The 15,983-nt window shown below is 62.4% G+C and carries 24 protein-coding genes and 1 pseudogene; 10 read left to right on the top strand and 15 right to left on the bottom strand.

What is annotated here, in order from left to right; genetic code table 11:
* Positions 1-124 precede the first annotated feature (124 nt).
* Both IEY49_RS20425 and IEY49_RS20420 read right to left on the bottom strand, forming a co-directional pair.
* The gene (locus tag IEY49_RS20425) at positions 125-448 is read right to left on the bottom strand and encodes a hypothetical protein (RefSeq protein ID WP_189012136.1); all 324 of its coding nucleotides are present in this window, start codon (positions 446-448) and stop codon (positions 125-127) included.
* 208 nt (positions 449-656) lie between these two features.
* Positions 657-1,640, bottom strand: a complete 984-nt coding sequence (locus IEY49_RS20420; protein ID WP_189012135.1) for an alpha/beta hydrolase — start codon at positions 1,638-1,640, stop codon at positions 657-659.
* A 307-nt stretch (positions 1,641-1,947) separates the two neighbouring features.
* On the opposite strand from IEY49_RS20420, the gene IEY49_RS20415 reads away from it, so the two are divergent.
* From IEY49_RS20415 to IEY49_RS20405, 3 genes are read left to right on the top strand one after another with little or no spacing between them, the layout of a single operon-like run.
* Positions 1,948-2,148: a hypothetical protein gene (locus IEY49_RS20415; RefSeq protein WP_189012132.1), complete on the top strand. Its 201-nt coding sequence runs from the start codon at positions 1,948-1,950 to the stop codon at positions 2,146-2,148.
* Positions 2,145-2,381 (top strand): hypothetical protein, encoded by a 237-nt coding sequence (locus IEY49_RS20410; protein ID WP_189012131.1) that lies wholly within the window; start codon positions 2,145-2,147, stop codon positions 2,379-2,381. The genes IEY49_RS20415 and IEY49_RS20410 overlap by 4 nt, the downstream gene beginning before the upstream one ends.
* Entirely contained in the window at positions 2,378-2,566 is a 189-nt protein-coding gene (locus IEY49_RS20405; protein ID WP_189012129.1) for a hypothetical protein, read from the top strand. The genes IEY49_RS20410 and IEY49_RS20405 overlap by 4 nt, the downstream gene beginning before the upstream one ends.
* A 152-nt stretch (positions 2,567-2,718) precedes the next feature.
* Here IEY49_RS20405 and IEY49_RS20400 read toward each other — a convergent pair whose 3' ends face one another.
* From IEY49_RS20400 to IEY49_RS20385, 4 genes are all read right to left on the bottom strand, one after another.
* The gene (locus tag IEY49_RS20400; RefSeq protein ID WP_189012127.1) at positions 2,719-2,886 is read right to left on the bottom strand and encodes a hypothetical protein; all 168 of its coding nucleotides are present in this window, start codon (positions 2,884-2,886) and stop codon (positions 2,719-2,721) included.
* A 349-nt stretch (positions 2,887-3,235) separates the two neighbouring features.
* Positions 3,236-3,463 (bottom strand): ankyrin repeat domain-containing protein, encoded by a 228-nt coding sequence (locus IEY49_RS22020; RefSeq protein ID WP_373291965.1) that lies wholly within the window; start codon positions 3,461-3,463, stop codon positions 3,236-3,238.
* 229 nt (positions 3,464-3,692) lie between these two features.
* Positions 3,693-4,703 (bottom strand): potassium channel beta subunit family protein, encoded by a 1,011-nt coding sequence (locus IEY49_RS20390; protein WP_189012123.1) that lies wholly within the window; start codon positions 4,701-4,703, stop codon positions 3,693-3,695.
* Positions 4,704-4,724: 21 nt separating this feature from the next.
* Positions 4,725-5,066, bottom strand: coding sequence for a serine hydrolase domain-containing protein (locus IEY49_RS20385; protein ID WP_189012121.1), 342 nt, complete (start codon positions 5,064-5,066; stop codon positions 4,725-4,727).
* A gap of 390 nt (positions 5,067-5,456) precedes the next feature.
* On the opposite strand from IEY49_RS20385, the gene IEY49_RS21840 reads away from it, so the two are divergent.
* The 4 genes from IEY49_RS21840 to IEY49_RS20375 all read left to right on the top strand — a co-directional run bounded on the left by IEY49_RS21840 (position 5,457) and on the right by IEY49_RS20375 (position 6,745).
* Positions 5,457-5,582, top strand: a complete 126-nt coding sequence (locus IEY49_RS21840; protein ID WP_308424684.1) for a hypothetical protein — start codon at positions 5,457-5,459, stop codon at positions 5,580-5,582.
* Between the two features lie 27 nt (positions 5,583-5,609).
* A complete protein-coding gene (locus IEY49_RS21835) occupies positions 5,610-5,924 on the top strand; it encodes a response regulator (RefSeq protein WP_308424685.1) in 315 nt (104 codons plus the stop codon).
* Positions 5,851-6,126, top strand: a complete 276-nt coding sequence (locus IEY49_RS21830; RefSeq protein WP_308424683.1) for a winged helix-turn-helix domain-containing protein — start codon at positions 5,851-5,853, stop codon at positions 6,124-6,126. Before IEY49_RS21835 ends, IEY49_RS21830 begins: the two co-directional genes overlap by 74 nt.
* Positions 6,127-6,250: 124 nt before the next feature.
* Positions 6,251-6,745 (top strand): DUF6756 family protein, encoded by a 495-nt coding sequence (locus tag IEY49_RS20375; protein WP_189012120.1) that lies wholly within the window; start codon positions 6,251-6,253, stop codon positions 6,743-6,745.
* Positions 6,746-6,775: 30 nt separating this feature from the next.
* Here IEY49_RS20375 and IEY49_RS20370 read toward each other — a convergent pair whose 3' ends face one another.
* Together IEY49_RS20370 and IEY49_RS21605 are read right to left on the bottom strand one after the other, a co-directional pair.
* Positions 6,776-8,512, bottom strand: a complete 1,737-nt coding sequence (locus IEY49_RS20370; protein WP_189012119.1) for a GGDEF domain-containing protein — start codon at positions 8,510-8,512, stop codon at positions 6,776-6,778.
* A 324-nt stretch (positions 8,513-8,836) separates the two neighbouring features.
* Positions 8,837-9,064, bottom strand: a complete 228-nt coding sequence (locus IEY49_RS21605; protein ID WP_229780950.1) for a hypothetical protein — start codon at positions 9,062-9,064, stop codon at positions 8,837-8,839.
* A 510-nt stretch (positions 9,065-9,574) separates the two neighbouring features.
* Between IEY49_RS21605 and IEY49_RS20365 the strand changes: the two genes are divergently transcribed.
* The gene (locus tag IEY49_RS20365) at positions 9,575-9,766 is read left to right on the top strand and encodes a hypothetical protein (protein ID WP_189012118.1); all 192 of its coding nucleotides are present in this window, start codon (positions 9,575-9,577) and stop codon (positions 9,764-9,766) included.
* 211 nt (positions 9,767-9,977) lie between these two features.
* Positions 9,978-10,484, top strand: coding sequence for a hypothetical protein (locus tag IEY49_RS20360; RefSeq protein WP_189012117.1), 507 nt, complete (start codon positions 9,978-9,980; stop codon positions 10,482-10,484).
* Between the two features lie 110 nt (positions 10,485-10,594).
* Here the strand turns inward: IEY49_RS20360 and IEY49_RS20355 are convergent, their stop codons facing one another.
* The 3 genes and pseudogenes from IEY49_RS20355 to IEY49_RS22015 all read right to left on the bottom strand — a co-directional run.
* Positions 10,595-10,990, bottom strand: a complete 396-nt coding sequence (locus tag IEY49_RS20355; RefSeq protein WP_189012116.1) for a hypothetical protein — start codon at positions 10,988-10,990, stop codon at positions 10,595-10,597.
* Positions 10,991-11,000: 10 nt separating this feature from the next.
* Positions 11,001-11,399 (bottom strand): hypothetical protein, encoded by a 399-nt coding sequence (locus IEY49_RS21600; protein ID WP_229780949.1) that lies wholly within the window; start codon positions 11,397-11,399, stop codon positions 11,001-11,003.
* 24 nt (positions 11,400-11,423) lie between these two features.
* Positions 11,424-11,618, bottom strand: a pseudogene (locus tag IEY49_RS22015) (helix-turn-helix domain-containing protein); the annotation flags it as partial.
* A gap of 73 nt (positions 11,619-11,691) precedes the next feature.
* Here IEY49_RS22015 and IEY49_RS20345 point away from each other — a divergent pair.
* On the top strand, positions 11,692-12,912 hold the full coding sequence (locus tag IEY49_RS20345; RefSeq protein ID WP_189012114.1) for an MFS transporter: 1,221 nt from the start codon (positions 11,692-11,694) through the stop codon (positions 12,910-12,912).
* A 181-nt stretch (positions 12,913-13,093) separates the two neighbouring features.
* Here the strand turns inward: IEY49_RS20345 and IEY49_RS20340 are convergent, their stop codons facing one another.
* The 4 genes from IEY49_RS20340 to IEY49_RS20325 form a co-directional block, all read right to left on the bottom strand.
* Complete coding sequence (locus IEY49_RS20340) at positions 13,094-13,504, bottom strand: hypothetical protein (protein ID WP_189012113.1); 411 nt, start codon at positions 13,502-13,504, stop codon at positions 13,094-13,096.
* Positions 13,501-14,283 (bottom strand): SDR family oxidoreductase, encoded by a 783-nt coding sequence (locus IEY49_RS20335; protein ID WP_189012112.1) that lies wholly within the window; start codon positions 14,281-14,283, stop codon positions 13,501-13,503. The genes IEY49_RS20340 and IEY49_RS20335 overlap by 4 nt, the downstream gene beginning before the upstream one ends.
* A 225-nt stretch (positions 14,284-14,508) precedes the next feature.
* Positions 14,509-15,126 (bottom strand): TetR/AcrR family transcriptional regulator, encoded by a 618-nt coding sequence (locus tag IEY49_RS20330; protein WP_189012110.1) that lies wholly within the window; start codon positions 15,124-15,126, stop codon positions 14,509-14,511.
* Positions 15,123-15,467 (bottom strand): YciI family protein, encoded by a 345-nt coding sequence (locus IEY49_RS20325; RefSeq protein WP_189012108.1) that lies wholly within the window; start codon positions 15,465-15,467, stop codon positions 15,123-15,125. The genes IEY49_RS20330 and IEY49_RS20325 overlap by 4 nt, the downstream gene beginning before the upstream one ends.
* Positions 15,468-15,983: the final 516 nt, after the last annotated feature.

Raw genomic sequence — 15,983 nt, 5'->3', positions numbered from 1 at the left:
ACCTTGATGGCTTTGAAGGAGAAGCTGACTGGCGCGTGGCAACGTGTCCGGTATGTAGACCTCCCACAACACCTGATGGGTGCAAACCTACGCCGTGATCAATAGGCGATGTGGCGCATCAGGGTCAGGGTGCGCCATTGGTGATGCCGCCGTCCGGACTGCTGAAGGAAATGCTGCTGACCTCCATGCCATGGCTCGTAGATTCGACCGTCTTCCTCAGATTCAGTGGTGCATCGACGTCGTACGCGAACAGGGCTCGGTCTGCTGCGGTCGCCGCCCCCCCGAAATCGGGACGTGCGCCCGTACACGTATCGGCGTGCACGCGAACCTGAACGGAGTCACGCACGTGTGGGCGGTCCGGGAGTGTCGCGACAACATACGTCGAGCCTGCTGCCACGCCGCTGATTGCCACCGAACTTGCAGCGATGATTGCCTTTACCAATTTCACTTGCAGCCTCCAGAAAAGAGTGACATACCGGCGGCCGCCTGGGTGTGTTCGCTGCTCGCGCGGCGGCTGGCGCGGCCGGCGTACCCCTCGGATCGGGGGTCCGAGACTCACGCACGCTCGGATCGGTAATCCCGGCCGGCGTCGAGCGCACGCGTCACGATCCCCAAACATGGACGGACGCCGGAACGCACGGCGCCTGAGCTGAGAATCAGCCTGGTGGTCTGAGAAGGTCGAGACCGATCTGCCCGTGCAGCCACTCGTGCCTGTCGACCAGGGCCTGTTGATTGAGTCCGTGTCCAGCGTCATACCAGCGGATCGTCTTCGGCGCAGGCGCGGCATTATGCAACACTTTCGCGTCGGCCGCGGGTACGAGGGTGTCGGTCCGTCCGTTCTGCAGCAGCAACGGGGTGGGCGACGCGTGCGGGATGAACCGAATCGGCTCAATGGGAGTCATGGCCCGCAGCCAAGCGACGCGTGTTGCGCAGGGCAGACCAGCCAACAGGACATCTCCCGGCCCGGTCTCGTGCGAGACGAGGCCCCCGTCCGCGACGACGAGCACCGCAGCCTTGAGCCGCCGTTCGATACCGACGAACTGCACACCCATCGTGCCCCCGTAACTGAAGCCAAGGTAGGCGATGCGCGCCGCGTCGACGTTGGGCCGTGCGCGCAGCACATCGACGGCACGGTGCAGGTCCTTCATCAGCTGGATCTGCCCAGCGCGATCTTCGGGGGTAAATTGGCGCCACTGTCCACCGCGGCGAGCGAATGGGGCGTCCATCGCAATCACCACTGCGCCGTGCGCCGCCAGCCCCTGTCCCTGACCCGCCATCCCGCGCGCACCGCCTTGCGCGCCGTGCATGAGCACAATGCCGGGGCGAGTACCGGACCGCGCGACGGGATCGAACAGCAATCCCGTGACCCGTCCACCGTCCGGACTGTCGAAGGAAATGGCGCTGACCTCCACGCCGTTGGTGGTGGATTCGACCGCCTTCTTCAGGTTCAAAGGCGCGTTGGCGTCGTACGTGAACAGGGCCCGGTCTGCAGCGGTCGCCGCCCCGCCGAAATCAGGGCGCGCGGCCGCACAGGAATCGACGCCGATGGCCGGCTTCCCCGCCGACTGGGCGATGGTCCCTCCGCATGCCACGGCGAACAATGCGGACGTAAGCGCCAGCCTGTTCAGAACCTGTCTCATGCTTTCCTCCCATCTGCGTGTGGCGTAAACGGTTGGTCTGCACTCAGCAGGACCAGTTGAGCGCGAGCGGCGAGGCTTCGTGGGGTTTTGCGCCGTCGAACGAGTTCGGTTAGGCGTTGCCGTTCCTCAGGAGTCAGGACGATGTGCGGTGGACGGGGGCTGCGAGCCATGCAACACCTCAGACTCCAGCTTCCTCTTTACACCCTCAAGTGTCAACGTTTGTCGAACGGCAGGGCGGCGGTGACGGTGAGGATGCAAAACCCTCTGGACGCACACCGCTGACCAGCTGCTCGCCCTGAGCGGGACCGTGCAAGCCACCCTGATCCTCGGCGGTCGTCCCACCGCGACGTACACCCTCCGGCGGATCGGGCAGAGCATCACCATCACCACCACTCAGGGCGACCGCACGTACGACGAGGGCACGCTCGCGAACATCCATCACGGCACGCACTTCACTGACGTCCAGATCACGCCCCCTGCCTCGGCTGCACCCTGGGACGGCCAGTGACGGGCCCACGCACGTACCGCAGCGGTCAGTTGCGGGCCACCGTCCACGGGGCGCAGGTCACCCTGGACATCGGCACCCGAAAGACGACCGTTGACGTCAACGGGCAGAACGACCGCGAGCGGATCGAGCGGGCGATGACGCAAATTCCCCGCGGGCGAAAGGACTTCCAGCGGGCCGCACGCACCCGCGCCCGGATCCTGCTGCTGAGGGATGAAGGGGGGCGCCCTGCATGACCCGCGTGCACCGCACCACCGTCTCCCTCGCCCTCACCCGCGCGTCCCTACTCGGCCTGCACGGTTACCTGATCCTGGCCGCGCACCACGACGACCGCACGTACACCCTGCTCGTCACGGATGGAGAGGTCACGCAACTGGCCACCGGCCGCCTGACACCTTCGGGGCGGAGCATGTCACCCTGACGCCTGCCCTCCTGGAGTGTGACGGCCTGGCTCACGGCAGCATTCCCAGGCAGCTGGTCCTTCCACTGCCTCCAGAGAGTGAAGAGGCTGTACGCCTGGCGTCGCACGCCCGGGTGGCCCGGCCTCCCACGGCTGCGCACGTGCAGCACGCCTTACGGCGGCATGACCCACACCATCACCTGCGCTCCTGGCGGGAACGCGCCCGGCAGCGCGCTCAGGCGCACGAGGACCTCGAGTGCGGCTCCCTGACCGTGCACGGCCAGGCCCGCTCGGTCCGGGTCACGCCTGCCGGCCTGGTTCTCGAGGACGGCACGGTCCATTCGGGCAGACCAGCGTGCAGGCGCAATTCCTGCTCACTCAGGTCCACGGCCTGTTGGGCGGCATCCTGACTCCCGCCATTCAATTGCACCCAGACTTCAGCGAGGGTGAGCGGTGGGGTGACCGGCTGACCGCTTTGGCAGTCTTAGCGATTCCCCCGGCTTCCATCAAGATTTCGAGGAACAGTCAACAAACTCCCGATGAGCAAGAACCGGAGTGAAGTGCATGAGGCCTAAGCTTCGCTCACGCGCGCCATGTTTCCCGTGCAACTCGCAACCGGCAAGCCTGGTCCTCAGACTTACGGAGCACCCAGATTGAACGAAGTGCAGCACATGGCTGCAGAAGGGCTCATCAGTGCTTCGGGCCTGCGTTGGACGGCGCTGTGAGCAGTGTGACCATGGCGGTGAAACCCTGCTTCCTGGCGTGCTGCAGCGCAGTCACCCCCTCCCGGTCACCGATACTCCGGTCCGCTCCATGGATGAGCAGTTCCCGCACGATCTCGGTGTGGACTTTCCCTCCGTCGCCGAGAATCACGGCTTCCAGGAGTGCGGTCCAGCCCAGGTGATTGACGTGATTCACGTTGATCCGGGTGGTGCGGAGGATCTCGCGGACGAATGCCAGGTGACCGATTGAACCCTAGGGAGGCCGCGCCTGATCGGTCTTCTTCAAGCATGGCCGGAACGCCCTGAAGCGTTCCGGCCATTTCTTCCGTGCACTCTGCTATGCAAGGTGCACTTTTTGAGTAAAACCTCGGCATGAACCTGCGCAGCACGCGTTAACCTTGCGTTGCTCACACCCGAATTTGGTGTTACTCGCTCGAGCCATGTAAACGGGTTTCCTTATTGCCCAGTGACGCATCGATGGCCGTCATGACCTCGTCGGTCAGCTGGGGAAGCACTTCGAGCGCGGCAAAATTCTCCACCACTTGCGTGACTTTGGAGGCACCAGTAATCACTGTGCTCACATTCGGATTCTTGAGGCACCAGGCGAGGGCGAGCTTCGGCAAGGTCGTGCCCAGGTCGTCGGCAATCTTGGCCAGGCCTCGGACTTTGACCAGGTTGGTTTGGCCTTCTTCACTCTCGAGTCGGGCTTTCAACCATTCGTAACCGGGCAGGTTGGCGCGGGTGTCATTCGGAACCACATCGTTGTACTTGCCCGTCAGAAGACCGCTTGCCAGCGGCGACCAGACCGTGGTGCCCAACCCGAGCGTGTCCGGGCGGTACAAGCGGCTGTATTCGACCTCGACCCGGTAGCGGGTGAGCATGTTGTATTGCGGCTGCTCCATGGTCGGGGGAATCAGGTTGTACTGACGGGCAACAGCGTAGGCTTCCATCAATTCCTGGGCCGACCACTCACTCGTTCCCCAATACAACACATCACCGCGGTGGATCAATTCGGTCATGGCCCGCACCGTTTCTTCGATGGGGGTGGTGCGGTCTGGGCGATGACAGAAGTACAAATCCAGGTACTCGCATTGCAGGCGTTCGATGGCCTGGTAGCACGCCTCGTAAATGTGCTTGCGTGAAAGTCCCCGCTGAGTTGGGGCTGGGTTTTCAACTGCTCCGCCGAACACTTTGCTTGAAACGATGTAGCTATCGCGCCGCCAGCCTGCCTGGGTCAGGGCCTGGCCCATGATGGTTTCAGCTTGGCCTCGAGCGTACACCTCGGCGTTGTCGAAGAAGTTACACCCGCGGTCATAGGCGGCGGACATCAGTTCCAGGGCACCTTTCGCGTCTAACTGCGTGCCAAACGTTACCCAAGCACCAAAGGAAAGCGCACTGACCTGCAAACCAGATTGGCCCAATCGACGATATTCCATAGCGTCACCTCGCGTTACACACTAAGTCGAAGAAGCACATCTGTTCTTGAACTCAAGTTTAGACACTCCCTTACGCTCACCGAGGCCGAGCTGGCCACGTTCCGCATCATCAAGGGCTTGCGCGATCAGGGGCCACGTGGCGACCACCTTCGTAAGCGAGGCGACATCGTACAGGGTGGTGGTCTGTGCGGGCGTGACCAGGGGGTAAACGCGGTGAGCCCCGAAGGCCTGGTGGATGTGGCTGGTTTCGAGGTCACCCCAGGCGAGGACGGCGCCCGGAATGGTGTGGTCGCGGATGGCCTCAATCACCACATCGGCGAGGTGTTGCGCACGTTTCTGGTGTTGAGCTCGGACCACGTTCACGGGTCGAGCATAACCGCGTAAGCCCCAGTGGTTGCACACAGCATCCGGAATTTCAGCTGACACACGACACATGTGATCGGCGGCCGGGGCATCAGTGCGGATGCTCACTGCGTAGGCCGCCTTGCCACCACGGCAGGATGGAGGGAATTCGACAGTCTGGGGTGCCTTCAGCGTCCGCGGCGGTAGCCGACCCCCAGGATGTGCGCACTCTCCCCCATCAACGCTGGATCGCGCTCCACCAACCGCAATGACGACATCAGGCCCGAGCGCCTCACCGGGACCAGTTCATAGCCACTACCCCATGCAGTACCGCGTTCCAGCCGATGACCCGCTCACGGCCTGACCACAGCGCCTGGCTGACCGGGGTGCGCCACTGTCTAGGATGTGGACGTGGTTTCTCAACGCCTGCTGATCATCGAAGATGCCCCGGATATCGCGCGGCTGCTCACCCTGGACCTCGCGGGCATCCTGATCCCGCTACGAAGCCGAGCTGCAGCAGCGGTAACTCAAGCGTAAAAAAGGCCCCCACCCGCCAAACCGGACATCATCCTCCTCGACCTTGGCCTCCCGGATCTTGATGGCGGGGACGTTATCTCTCGGTTACGCAAGACCAGCCTTGTGCCGATCATCGCGGTCACTGCCCGTGATGAAGTCGAGGAGAAAGTGAGGGTCCTGACTTTGGGAGCAGATGACTACGTGGTCAAGCCGTTCGACATGGCAGAGCTGCTCGCGCATCAAAGTGCAGTTGCGCCAGCAAGGCACAGCGGAAGTGAAGTGCGGGCATTTGGTTCTGCAGCCCGAACGCCGACAGGTGCTGTTTCAGGGGCGCGCGCTACCGTTTACACCCAAGGAGTTTGAGATCATGTGGGTGATGGCTCAGGAGCCTGGCAAGGTGTTCAGGAGGGAGGAACTGACTGAGCTGGTGTGGGGCGAGGAATTGCCTGAGGGCAGCAACGTGATCGATGTGCACGTGTCGAACATCCGGACAAAATTGCGGGATTTGGGTGGGTACGGTGTCATGCGGACGGTGCGCGGCTACGGTTATGCCCTTAAGGGATGAACACAAGGCCAGGCCGGCGTGGTCCCAATCTTGCGCTTGATTCCACGCCGCGCCGAGCGATTCCCCCATCTGCCAATGCTTGAATCCAGCAGGGGTTACGAATCCAGACCTATAGGCTGGGTGCATGCGGGACGAGATCAGCGAGGTGCTTCGTGCACTGGGTATCGCCCCGGAGGCCTTGGCCCCTGTCAGGCTCACCCAGTACGAACGCGTGCTCAACACCATTCTCAACACGTTCACGACGTACGGTTCACGCGGTCGTGACCAGTTCTGGCTGTGGGAGGGTTTCAAGGGGGAGCAGGCCCATGCCATGCTGCCTGAGCCCCTTGATCCGGCCCTGCTCTTGCAATTCGTGGCGCCGGATGAGCGGGTCTGGTTCGTGACGGAGGACTGGGGAGGCACCAAACGCGACGGTCATTACTGGGTGTTCGAGGGCCAAACTCGTGCCATCACTCAGCTGCTCCAGGAATTGTTCGCCTTCGAGTACTACCTGGTTGCGAAGGATTTCAGCTGGCTGCTCTGCGAGAACCATCACAACACGCTGATCGGGGTTGGACCAACGATGGTGAGCCGTGTTCGAGCGTTTGAGTCGGCGAGACAGCAGAATCTACAGGCCTGACAGCCTGAGATCGCCGCAGGGTTGCTGGGATCAACTTTCTCTTGCCGAAGGGCCTTCAGGGTGCCGCGCAGCTTGCACACGGTTTCGTCCGCCCGCCTTGGCCCGGTACAGCGCATGATCAGCCCGGCTCAGAAATTCCTCCGCTGTTTCCCCGACCTGATACCGGGCGCAGCCCAGGCTGACGGTCAAGGAAAGGGTTTGGTCATCCGCTTCAATAGGTTGTCCCGCCACGGCGTCACGTAAGCGCTCCGCAAATGTACAAGCATCCTCGAGGTTGTTCTGCGGCAGGATGATCGCGAACTCCTCCCCACCAAACCGGCACGGAAAGTCCGTCACCTGGACCACCTGCATAATCCGGGCAGCCAGTTCCTTAAGAACGATGTTCCCGGTCATATGACCGTAGGTGTCGTTCAGTCTTTTGAAGTGATCGATATCAAGGATGACCACACTCAGGTCGGTTCCATCATGGTTGGCCTCTTCAATGCAGCGGGCCAGTTCACTTCGAAATGCTCCGAAGTTGAGCAGGCCAGTGAGAAAGTCCAGCCGCACGGTCTCATTCAGTCGCTGGACTCGATCATGCAACCTGAGATTCAGCTCTTCAATGTAACTATTCTGTTCCTCGACGATCTGATACAGACGAGAATTTGTGATGACAGTCCCGACAAACGACGTGACCAGCTCAATCAGCTTCAGCTCTTCCGGTTCAAGGAGGCGCGGCTGTGACAGGCTCATCAATGCAATCATGCCCAAGGGTTTCCCATGCTCCCGAATCGGCATGTGCAGCACCGTTCGAATTTCTGGCAGAGCGTCGATCACTGCCTGGTCTAGAGCCGACATGGGAAGCTGACGCACGGCGTCGACATCTGGAATGAAAAGGTACGTGTTGTGCACAAACGCGTACACGCTCGCCCCCAGGGAAGGGTCGAGGGCGACTGGCTGCTCCAGCAAACCGGCCACACGGTCACAAAGAACCTCCTGGTGGGCTTCGCGCACGCTGACGTGCTGATTGACCAGGCCCAGCCCGGGTTCGTACAGGCTCAGGAAGCCCAGATCGAAGCGGTAGGCGCTCAGGAGCTGCATGAGTGTGGCGGTCGCTATGCGCTCAGGGGAGGTCAGGGCGTTGATCTGGGAGACGAAGCTCAAAAAACGCCGGTGCTCCTCAAGCGCAGCCTCTACTTCCGCCTGAGCTTCCTGGAGTTCTCCTAGCATCAAGGCGTGGCGCAGAGGAGCATTGAAGAACTGGAGTTGCTCTTCTAAAACCTTCACCGCTTTCGGGTCGACCTGACCCTGCTGCCGGAAGCCGTTCACGGCACCGATCAGGCCGTCAGCATAAGGAATCGGCACAGCGGCCAGGGAACTGGCCTGCCACCATGCGAAGGCCTGGCGTGCCGCCGTATCGCCCGGGTCCAGGTCTTCGAGATGAAGCAGCAGGGTCTGCCCGTTGAGGTATGCCTGGACCAGCGGGACGGCCTGGTCCATCCCAAAGCGGTAGTCGTTCAGGACGCCCTGCATCCCGGCATGGCTCTCAGGGAGGTGCGTGCGGACGCAGATAAGCCCGTCACGTTTGGGATCATGAAACGCGATGAGGTAACCGTCAAACAGGCCTAACCGCTGGATTTGGGTATCCAGAATGTAGAGCAGGCGGTTGAGGTCGACCGTGCGACTGAGCTGGTAGAACATGTGGCGCTGGTCTCGTTCCCGAGCCAGTTCTTCTTGCAGTTGGGCGGTGAGCTGCCGAAGGTCAGCAAGTTCCTGTCGGGAATTCATGGGTGTAAGACGGAAACGCTTTGACGTGACATGTGACCTCGTAGGTCGGGCCAGAGGCTGTACAGGTAGTCGTTGCCTTTCCATGATCGTTCAGGCCGAGGCATAATGTGCCCCTACTGTAAAAACTAGGTCCTCACAAGTTCCTGACCGCTGATCATCACCTGTGCATGGGTAAAGTCTGCTCCTGTAACGTCGGTGTTCGTGTGGGCGCTCACTCCCTCACTACCTGGTGCACGAGTGGCTCCTGCAGTTCGCGCGTCTAAGGCCGGCGGTGTAGGGCTGCGCCTTGACGCGCGCGGGCAGGCCGTGGGCTGGATAGTCATCTCAGATCAGGAACGTCAACAATTCCATCACGCGTTGGGAGATTGCCTGGCTGTCCAACCCAGGACCATCAACGATGGACACATACCCATCAGGTCCGTGATGCCCTGCCCTAAATCGAATGAGTAGGGCATGCTCCCTCGGCGTTGCGGCCACGGTTCTTAACCACCGCTGGGACAGATGAGCCAGCACGTCGGGCAGTGCATCACCCATTGGCAGCAGCAGGTCCATGACCTTTCTATAAAAGGGGGCTCCGCGATGGCGGTGGATTACTTCAGCGTGAATGGTGTCCTGTGGAGGCGGACCCACTGATCTGGCCAGAATGTCAGCCACCAAGGGAAACGTCCGAGAAAGATCAGGCAACGCGACATCTTTCTTCCAGTGCAGTGGGAGCGAGCCCTTCACGCTTCCAAGGTATTACGAGCAACAGCGTCCTGAAGACCCTTCCGCAGTCAACTTGCGGGAGGAGATGTCAAAGGCAGAAATTCAACCCCTATTCGCGGTTAAAAAAGCGACTCATTGAAATCTCCCGCCTCGGTGCATGCTTCAATCGGTAGAAGCCCGGCGGATTCGACATGTCGAATCCGCCGGGCTTCGTACCAAACGAGCGAAACGCCGTCATACCTTATATACAAACATCACCGTAGGGCGTGTCTGATCGAGGGAGGGTATGCGCCGCCTGGGTATCGGAGAGCTGGGTGAGGCTTGATCGCCCACCCAGCGCCCCCGCAAGGTGACGGCATGCCCTGCCGTGTCGCCCCGCTCAACCAGGATCTCGCCCTCTGGTCTTCTCCCATTGCAGGAACGCATGGTCGGGAGTGCACCCTGGCCTTCGAGGACGGTGAGCTCCTGATCGTGCCTGTTCGCGCGGTGATGGAGCTGCTGACCGCGGATGGCGTAGGCGTGTACTTCCAGCCTCGCGCGGGACGCTGAGCGCCCGCGCTGGACAAGTCGAGCTGGAGCGTCAGGGTCGGGTGAGGGTCCTGAGCAGCACGTGGGCGCTGGCCCAGGCGTCATCCGCAACCGTGAATGACCGCGAGACCTACGGAACTGAAGGGTGAGTGGCCTTCATAGACAGGGGGAGTGTGTCCACCAGGCAAATAAGCACGCACGGCATGAAATGTTATGGGATGCTCTTTTCAGCATGAAGACCGTTCTTCTGACCGCCAGCCTGCTCGGCATCACGCTCACCACCACTGCCCGCGCAGACCACCAGAACGGGAACCTGCGCGCCTTCGAGAGCGTCTGCCCGACCCTGGCGTTCGAAGCGATGGAACGCGAAGACGAAGCGCAGTTCGACCGTCTCGGCCAGGAAATGCTGGCCCTGCTCCAGGAAGCAAAGATTCCCGTGGCGAAGAGCGGCTGCCGGGAGAACGGCATCACCCGCAACCGGCAACTCAACCTCGTGTTCGACTTCTCCAGCACGAAAAGCGGCGGTGCCTACCTTGGAACCCTGGAAGGCTGGCTGCACAAGGAAGGCCTGTACAGTGCACCGACCGTCTGGAGTGACACCTACTATGGCGCCACCCCCGGAACGCCCAACCGCGCGTCACTCAACCGCATCTCCATGGACGTCCTGCACCGCCTGATGGAACGGTTCATTGAGGACTGGGACCTCTCACACGCTGCGGATATGACCGCTCACCACTAAAGACTTCAAAGGCTCACTGATTGCCCCTTAAACGCATTTCTTCCCGAGTGGACCGCACAAGACGCGGTCCGCTCCCGTTGACCAGGAACGCGTTCCTGTTCCTAGGCGACTCAGACGAGGCCAGTGCAGGCTGAAATGTGCATGTTCTTCGGGAGGGAAGCCGGGGCTTGGCCCACAGCCTGACCCCGGCTGAAGGCTTCACGGCGTGAAGCGCTGTTCAGAACGGCGGCCGATGCCATATCGGCCAGCTGAGCGGCGCTATCGGCACTGAGCTTCACGCTGGCGCATTCCATCGTGACGCCCATGCGGGCGATCGCGTTGGTGGCAAGCTGCCTGGCTTTGGCGAGCTGCTGTGAGCAGCGCTTCGTGGCGTACAGGGTTGGGTGCTCGGCACCCAACCCTGGCGGCCTTCCGTCGAAGCCCACAGACACTGGCCAGACAATGACCGCAGCTGGCCGCCGCTCGAGAAGGTCCAGTAGGTACAGATTTCCTGAAAAAGGGGTCACTACGGCCTTGTTATCTGGATCGTGGGCTCGGAGTAAGCAGGGCCGTAAACGACCAGATGGGTACCTCCGGCGATGACATGCCCTCAAACTCCTCCATCAAAGCCTTAAGCCGCCGTCCAAACTCCAGCGCCTGTTCATTACTCAATCGGACATCCAGCCCCTGCGCGAATACCCGTGCGGCACCTGGTGGCGCCGGCCCAACCGGCTGGATCCGGTGCACCACGTTCCCCTCCAGGGTATCCGCCTCGATCACCCACTCGTCGTCTACTCCGGACATAATGCTCGCCAAGGTATCCAAGTGCGTGGATAAGCGGGCCTGAAAGCCACCCCCAAGCAACTCACGAAAGGTTGAGGCAGGCGTGACCGCAAACGGGATACGCCATGGCATCGGCAGTTCGTATTCGCGCACTGGACGGCCTGCGCGTGTACGCACTGATACCTGCTCCACCAGACCCTCCCGTACGAGGCGCTGGAGGACCGCATGCACACTCGACAACGGCCGATTCACACTCCGGGCCAATTCGGCCGCTCCAACCGGACGTTCGCTCAACCGGGCAAGCAGGGGTCCCAATTCCGGATCAAGCAATAGTGCAGCCTGTGGCGCGGTGGCGGTCCTCACGTGAGACATGGGGTCAGCCTACCCGGCCCCAACTCCAAATGCGGGCTGTTCCCGGGAGTTGAGGCGTCCGTACGCTGACCCCATGAATCCCCCTACACGTCTCTGGAACCGGAATTTCACCTTGTGGTTCATCGGTACAGCACAAAGCGCTCTCGGAACGGCGCTGGCTGGACTTGCCCTGAGCTTCCTCGTGTTGCACCAGACTGGGTCAGCCGGCGCGATGGGATTCACGCTGGCGATCGGCTTGCTTCCGGCCCTGCTCTCGCCCCTGGCAGGCACTCTGGTCGACCGCATCCCGCTGCGCGTCCCATTAATGGTCGGCAACCTGCTGAGGATGCTGATTCAGCTTGGTGTCGGCCTGCTCGCCCTGCAGGGCGAGGTCAGTCTGACCGTGATCAATGTTCTCGCTTTCCTGAATGGCCTGGTGGCGGTGTTCTACGGGCCAGCCAGCATGAGCGTGCTGCCCGGCCTGGTCCCTGCGGAACAGATCACTCGGGCGAGCGGCCTGATGGCCAGTGCCACGCAGACCGCAGGCCTGCTCGGCCTGGTGGGCGGCGGCGTGCTTGTGAGTGCGGTGGGCAGTGCACCGAGTCTGATCGTCGATGGGCTGAGTTTCGGGGTGATGGCCGTACTGCTCATGTTCGTGAACCTGCCCGAACGCACGCCGGCCCCTCACCAGCCAGGCTTCTGGGCGGACTTACGGGGTGGTATCACGTACGTGCGGTCCAGCCTGCTGTTGACCTTGCTGCCTGTTATCGCGTTGTTCATTAATGCCAGCCTGGCTCCGATGGAGATGCTGTTGCCGAAGCAGATGCTAACCCTGGGTGCTGGTGCCAGCGGGTTTGGGTTGTTCTTCGCGCTGATCACGGGAGGCATGCTCGTGTCCAGTGTGGCCGTCGCCGTTCTGAATGACCGCGTGAAGCCCGGCTGGATGTCTTCCGTCGGTCTCGGTGGCATTGCGCTCAGCCTGCTGCTGCTCGCGTTGGCCCAGACCACCTGGCACTTGTGGGGGCTCGCTCTGCTGACCGGCCTTGCCCTGGGGGTGGCCAATACTGGGATTGGGGTGCTGTTTGCGACCCTGATCCAGCCGGAGTTCAGGGGTCGGGTAGCGAGCCTGCTCGGGATGGTCAGCAGTATGGGGCAACCTCTGACGTTACTTGTTCTGGCACCGGCAGCTGATCGGGTCAGCATTTCCCTGATGTTCGGCCTGGCTGGGTGTGTGACGCTGGCAGGTGCACTGGTGTGGCACTGGGCCGTCCGTCAGCACGATTTCAGGTCAGCGACATTGGCCCCGGCAGGGTAGGGGAAGGAGAACTTTCATCCGGCAGTTCAAGCAAACGACGGCTGGTTGTGGCTCGCGTACACCGTCATGTTTCTGGAGTTGACCCGCTGGCGCAGCGCGCAGCGTCACGGACTTTATCGCTGTCGGCACGGTGGGCGTAAACCTAGAAGACGCGACGGGCCGGCTGGCCCTCAGGCTCCCCTTACGTGAGCGGGCGCCGAACCAGGATCAGCGCGCACGCGACTGCGCCCAGCAGGCCTGCCACACTGCCCAACCGGTCGGCCTGGGTGGTGAGCGTGTGCAGGTGCCCTGAGTGATAAAGGAAGTGCGTCACCGCATAAGCCAGGACAGCCCAGCCGGCGACAGGCGCAGCCACGTGGTCAGGACGGCGCCACGCGAACCAGATCAGCATGGCCAGGCTGAGATTGAGCCCGCCAACATCCCGAACGAGGTGCTCGTTATAAGGCCCGTCCCCAGCCACCCAGATGCCAAAACCCGGGAACCGGTCGTAAAAGGCGCGTGGGAGAAACAGAGCCCAGACGCCGACCAGCACGGACGTGAGCCCCAGATACCCCAGAGCCAGGCAGGTTAGTGGAGGGGTGCGCGTCTTCATGTCAGGACCGCTTTCGCTCGTTCACGGGTTGTGGTCGTCAGCCAGGATGCCCAGCTCTCCCCGACCACCTCCGCGCGGTGACCGACCGCGGCCTGCTCCTGCCAGGCCCGGAATAAGGGAACGGGCAACGGCAGACGAAGCAGCCCGCCTCTGCGGCCCCGCCAGGACCGCGCCAGGTGCTCCAGGGTCAGGGTGTCCGGCCCGGCGAGTTCCTGCGCGTGGCCCGCAGGGTCACCCAGCGTCCGCTGGACCAGCGCCTGCGCCACGGCCTGCACTGCCACGGGCTGAAGGGTGACACCCGTGGGGACCAGGGCCAGGGGACCGACGGTCAACCGCTGCAGCAGCTGCGCAATGAATTCATGAAACTGGGTGGAACGCTGCACCGTGAGTGGCACGCCACTGGCCCCGAAGAGGCGCTCAATCTCCAGCTTCTCGCGGTAATACGGCGCCCGCTGCATGCGTTCCAGCCCGGTGATGCTCATGTAGACGAGGTGCCGGACGTCACTCGCGGGCAACGACTGGAGCAGCCTCTGCGCCAGGTCCAGGTCAGCGGACGCCTTGAGCGGCTGGGTGGCCAGGTGCAGCACGGTATCAGCTCCCTCCATGGCGCGGGGCATAGTCTCAGGCGCGTGGAGGTCGCCCTGAATCCAGGTCAGGCCCGGCCTCTGAGGTCCCGGCCGGCGGGCTATGGCACGGACCGTGGCGCCCTCTGCCAGCAGCCTGGGAATCACCTGACGTCCCAGCAGGCCGGTTCCCCCAGTAACGAGAACGGACTTCACGGGCGGCCTCCACCCGCGAGTTGACCCCGGGCTGAGGTCGGGTGAGCGGTGCGGTTATGCGCGCGGGCTGAAATAGAAGCATGGCCCTTCGGGCGGGGGGCAGGCGCAGGAACGGAAAGCATGGTGTGCATCGAAGACTCCTGTAATCATTACCGGTGCCGGGCCGCGCTGGCCGAGGGATCCGGGTGCCCCGGGAGCGGCGCAGTTGATTCGGGCACGTTGAGGTCAGGGAAGCAGGGCCAGCAGCAGGTGACGCAGATGGGCTCGCCGCTCGGCCAGAAATTGCGGGTGGTCAGGGTCGAGTCCCAGTGGGACACCAAATGACCTTCCGTAGGACAGGTGGGCGTACCCAGCACCCAGCAGGGACAGCGTCAGATGGGCGGCTTCCGCGTCGGACAGACCGGGCTGAAGCAGTTGAAGCTGCTTCAGCCCGCCCTGCATGGCCGCCGCGTGAGCAGGCAGGCGGGGCAGCAGGTCATGGCCCTGCAGCTCGGCCCACTGAATCAGCCGCAATGCCTCCGGGTGGTCCTGGTGGAACTGCAGCAGGTGCTCCAGCAGGGCGTCTCGCAGTGCTGCCCGGGTGGCTTCAGGACCGGCATGCGCCAGAACGCGCGGAACGATTCCGGCCACCAGGGACGCTTGAGTTTCAAGTACCGCTTGCCAGAGCTGCTCTTTGGAACCAAAGAAGTAGCTGGGCGTGGCCCGCGCTACGCCTGCGGCGGTGGCAATGTCCTGCAGGCCGGTGGCCGCGAACCCTCGCGCGGCGAACAGCGCTGTCGCGGCCACCAGGATGGCGCTGCGGGTGGCGACCGCGTCACGCGCCTTTGGTGCTGGTGCGCTCACCGTGCCTCAAGGTGCAGTTGGTGAGCGGAACTGCGGCTGCCCCAAAACAGTGGGCCTTCCTCTTGAAACAGGAAGTGCCAGGCCGTAAGGGTAGCGGTCATGATGCCGGCGAGAACTGCTGGGTCGCCTGCCACAACGCTTTGCGCCTCCTCCTGTGTCGTGGAATGCAGGACGACCAGTGCGCTTGAGTGGTCGGTATACGGGCCTCCAGCTAGGATTCGCCCCTGCTGGTGGAGGGCCTGCAGATACGCGAGGCGTTCGTAGAGGGGTTGCTCAACGGTGGGTCGGCCTGGCGACCAGTAGGGGCCGGGGGTGTAGTGGAGCACGTGGCGTTGCAGCATCCAACCTCCTGATGGAAAACAAGCTGAACGTTCATTCAGTAATTCCACCATACTGTGGGTCGGGGCTGAAATGTAGGACAAGTGACCCTTGATGGCAGTCCTGCTGCTGACCACGCGTATCATGACAACGAAGCGCGGAGAGTGGACACATCTCCCAGTTGCGCTGCTGGGAGACTTGCAGACGGTCTACACCCTTGTAAGTTGGTAGGTGGGACAGGACGTGGCAGACCGATACACCCTTGATCGATCAGATCGGTTTTGAGCGAGCGTCGCCACGTCTGCCCGTCCCGGCCCGCAACCCGGACAGCTGCCAGAACCCAGGAGTTCGTTTCAGCAAGGTCGGCGACCGCCGGAATGGTGCGAGGCGCGCCGCTCTTGGGCGCATCACTCAGGCCCGCGATACGGTCCCGCGCTTCTCGAATTGAGTCGCCACCGTACGAAACCGTTACAAGCAGTTCACTGCTCCTCCGTGTCACCGGCATTCTTTCCTGTCCGGGCCTCCAGAAAGCGTTGCTG

Origin of the sequence: Deinococcus malanensis, assembly GCF_014647655.1 — a bacterium.
Classification (GTDB): domain Bacteria; phylum Deinococcota; class Deinococci; order Deinococcales; family Deinococcaceae; genus Deinococcus; species Deinococcus malanensis.
The sequence above is the reverse complement of the archived record's forward strand: the minus strand, read 5'-3'. Positions and strand labels throughout refer to the sequence as shown.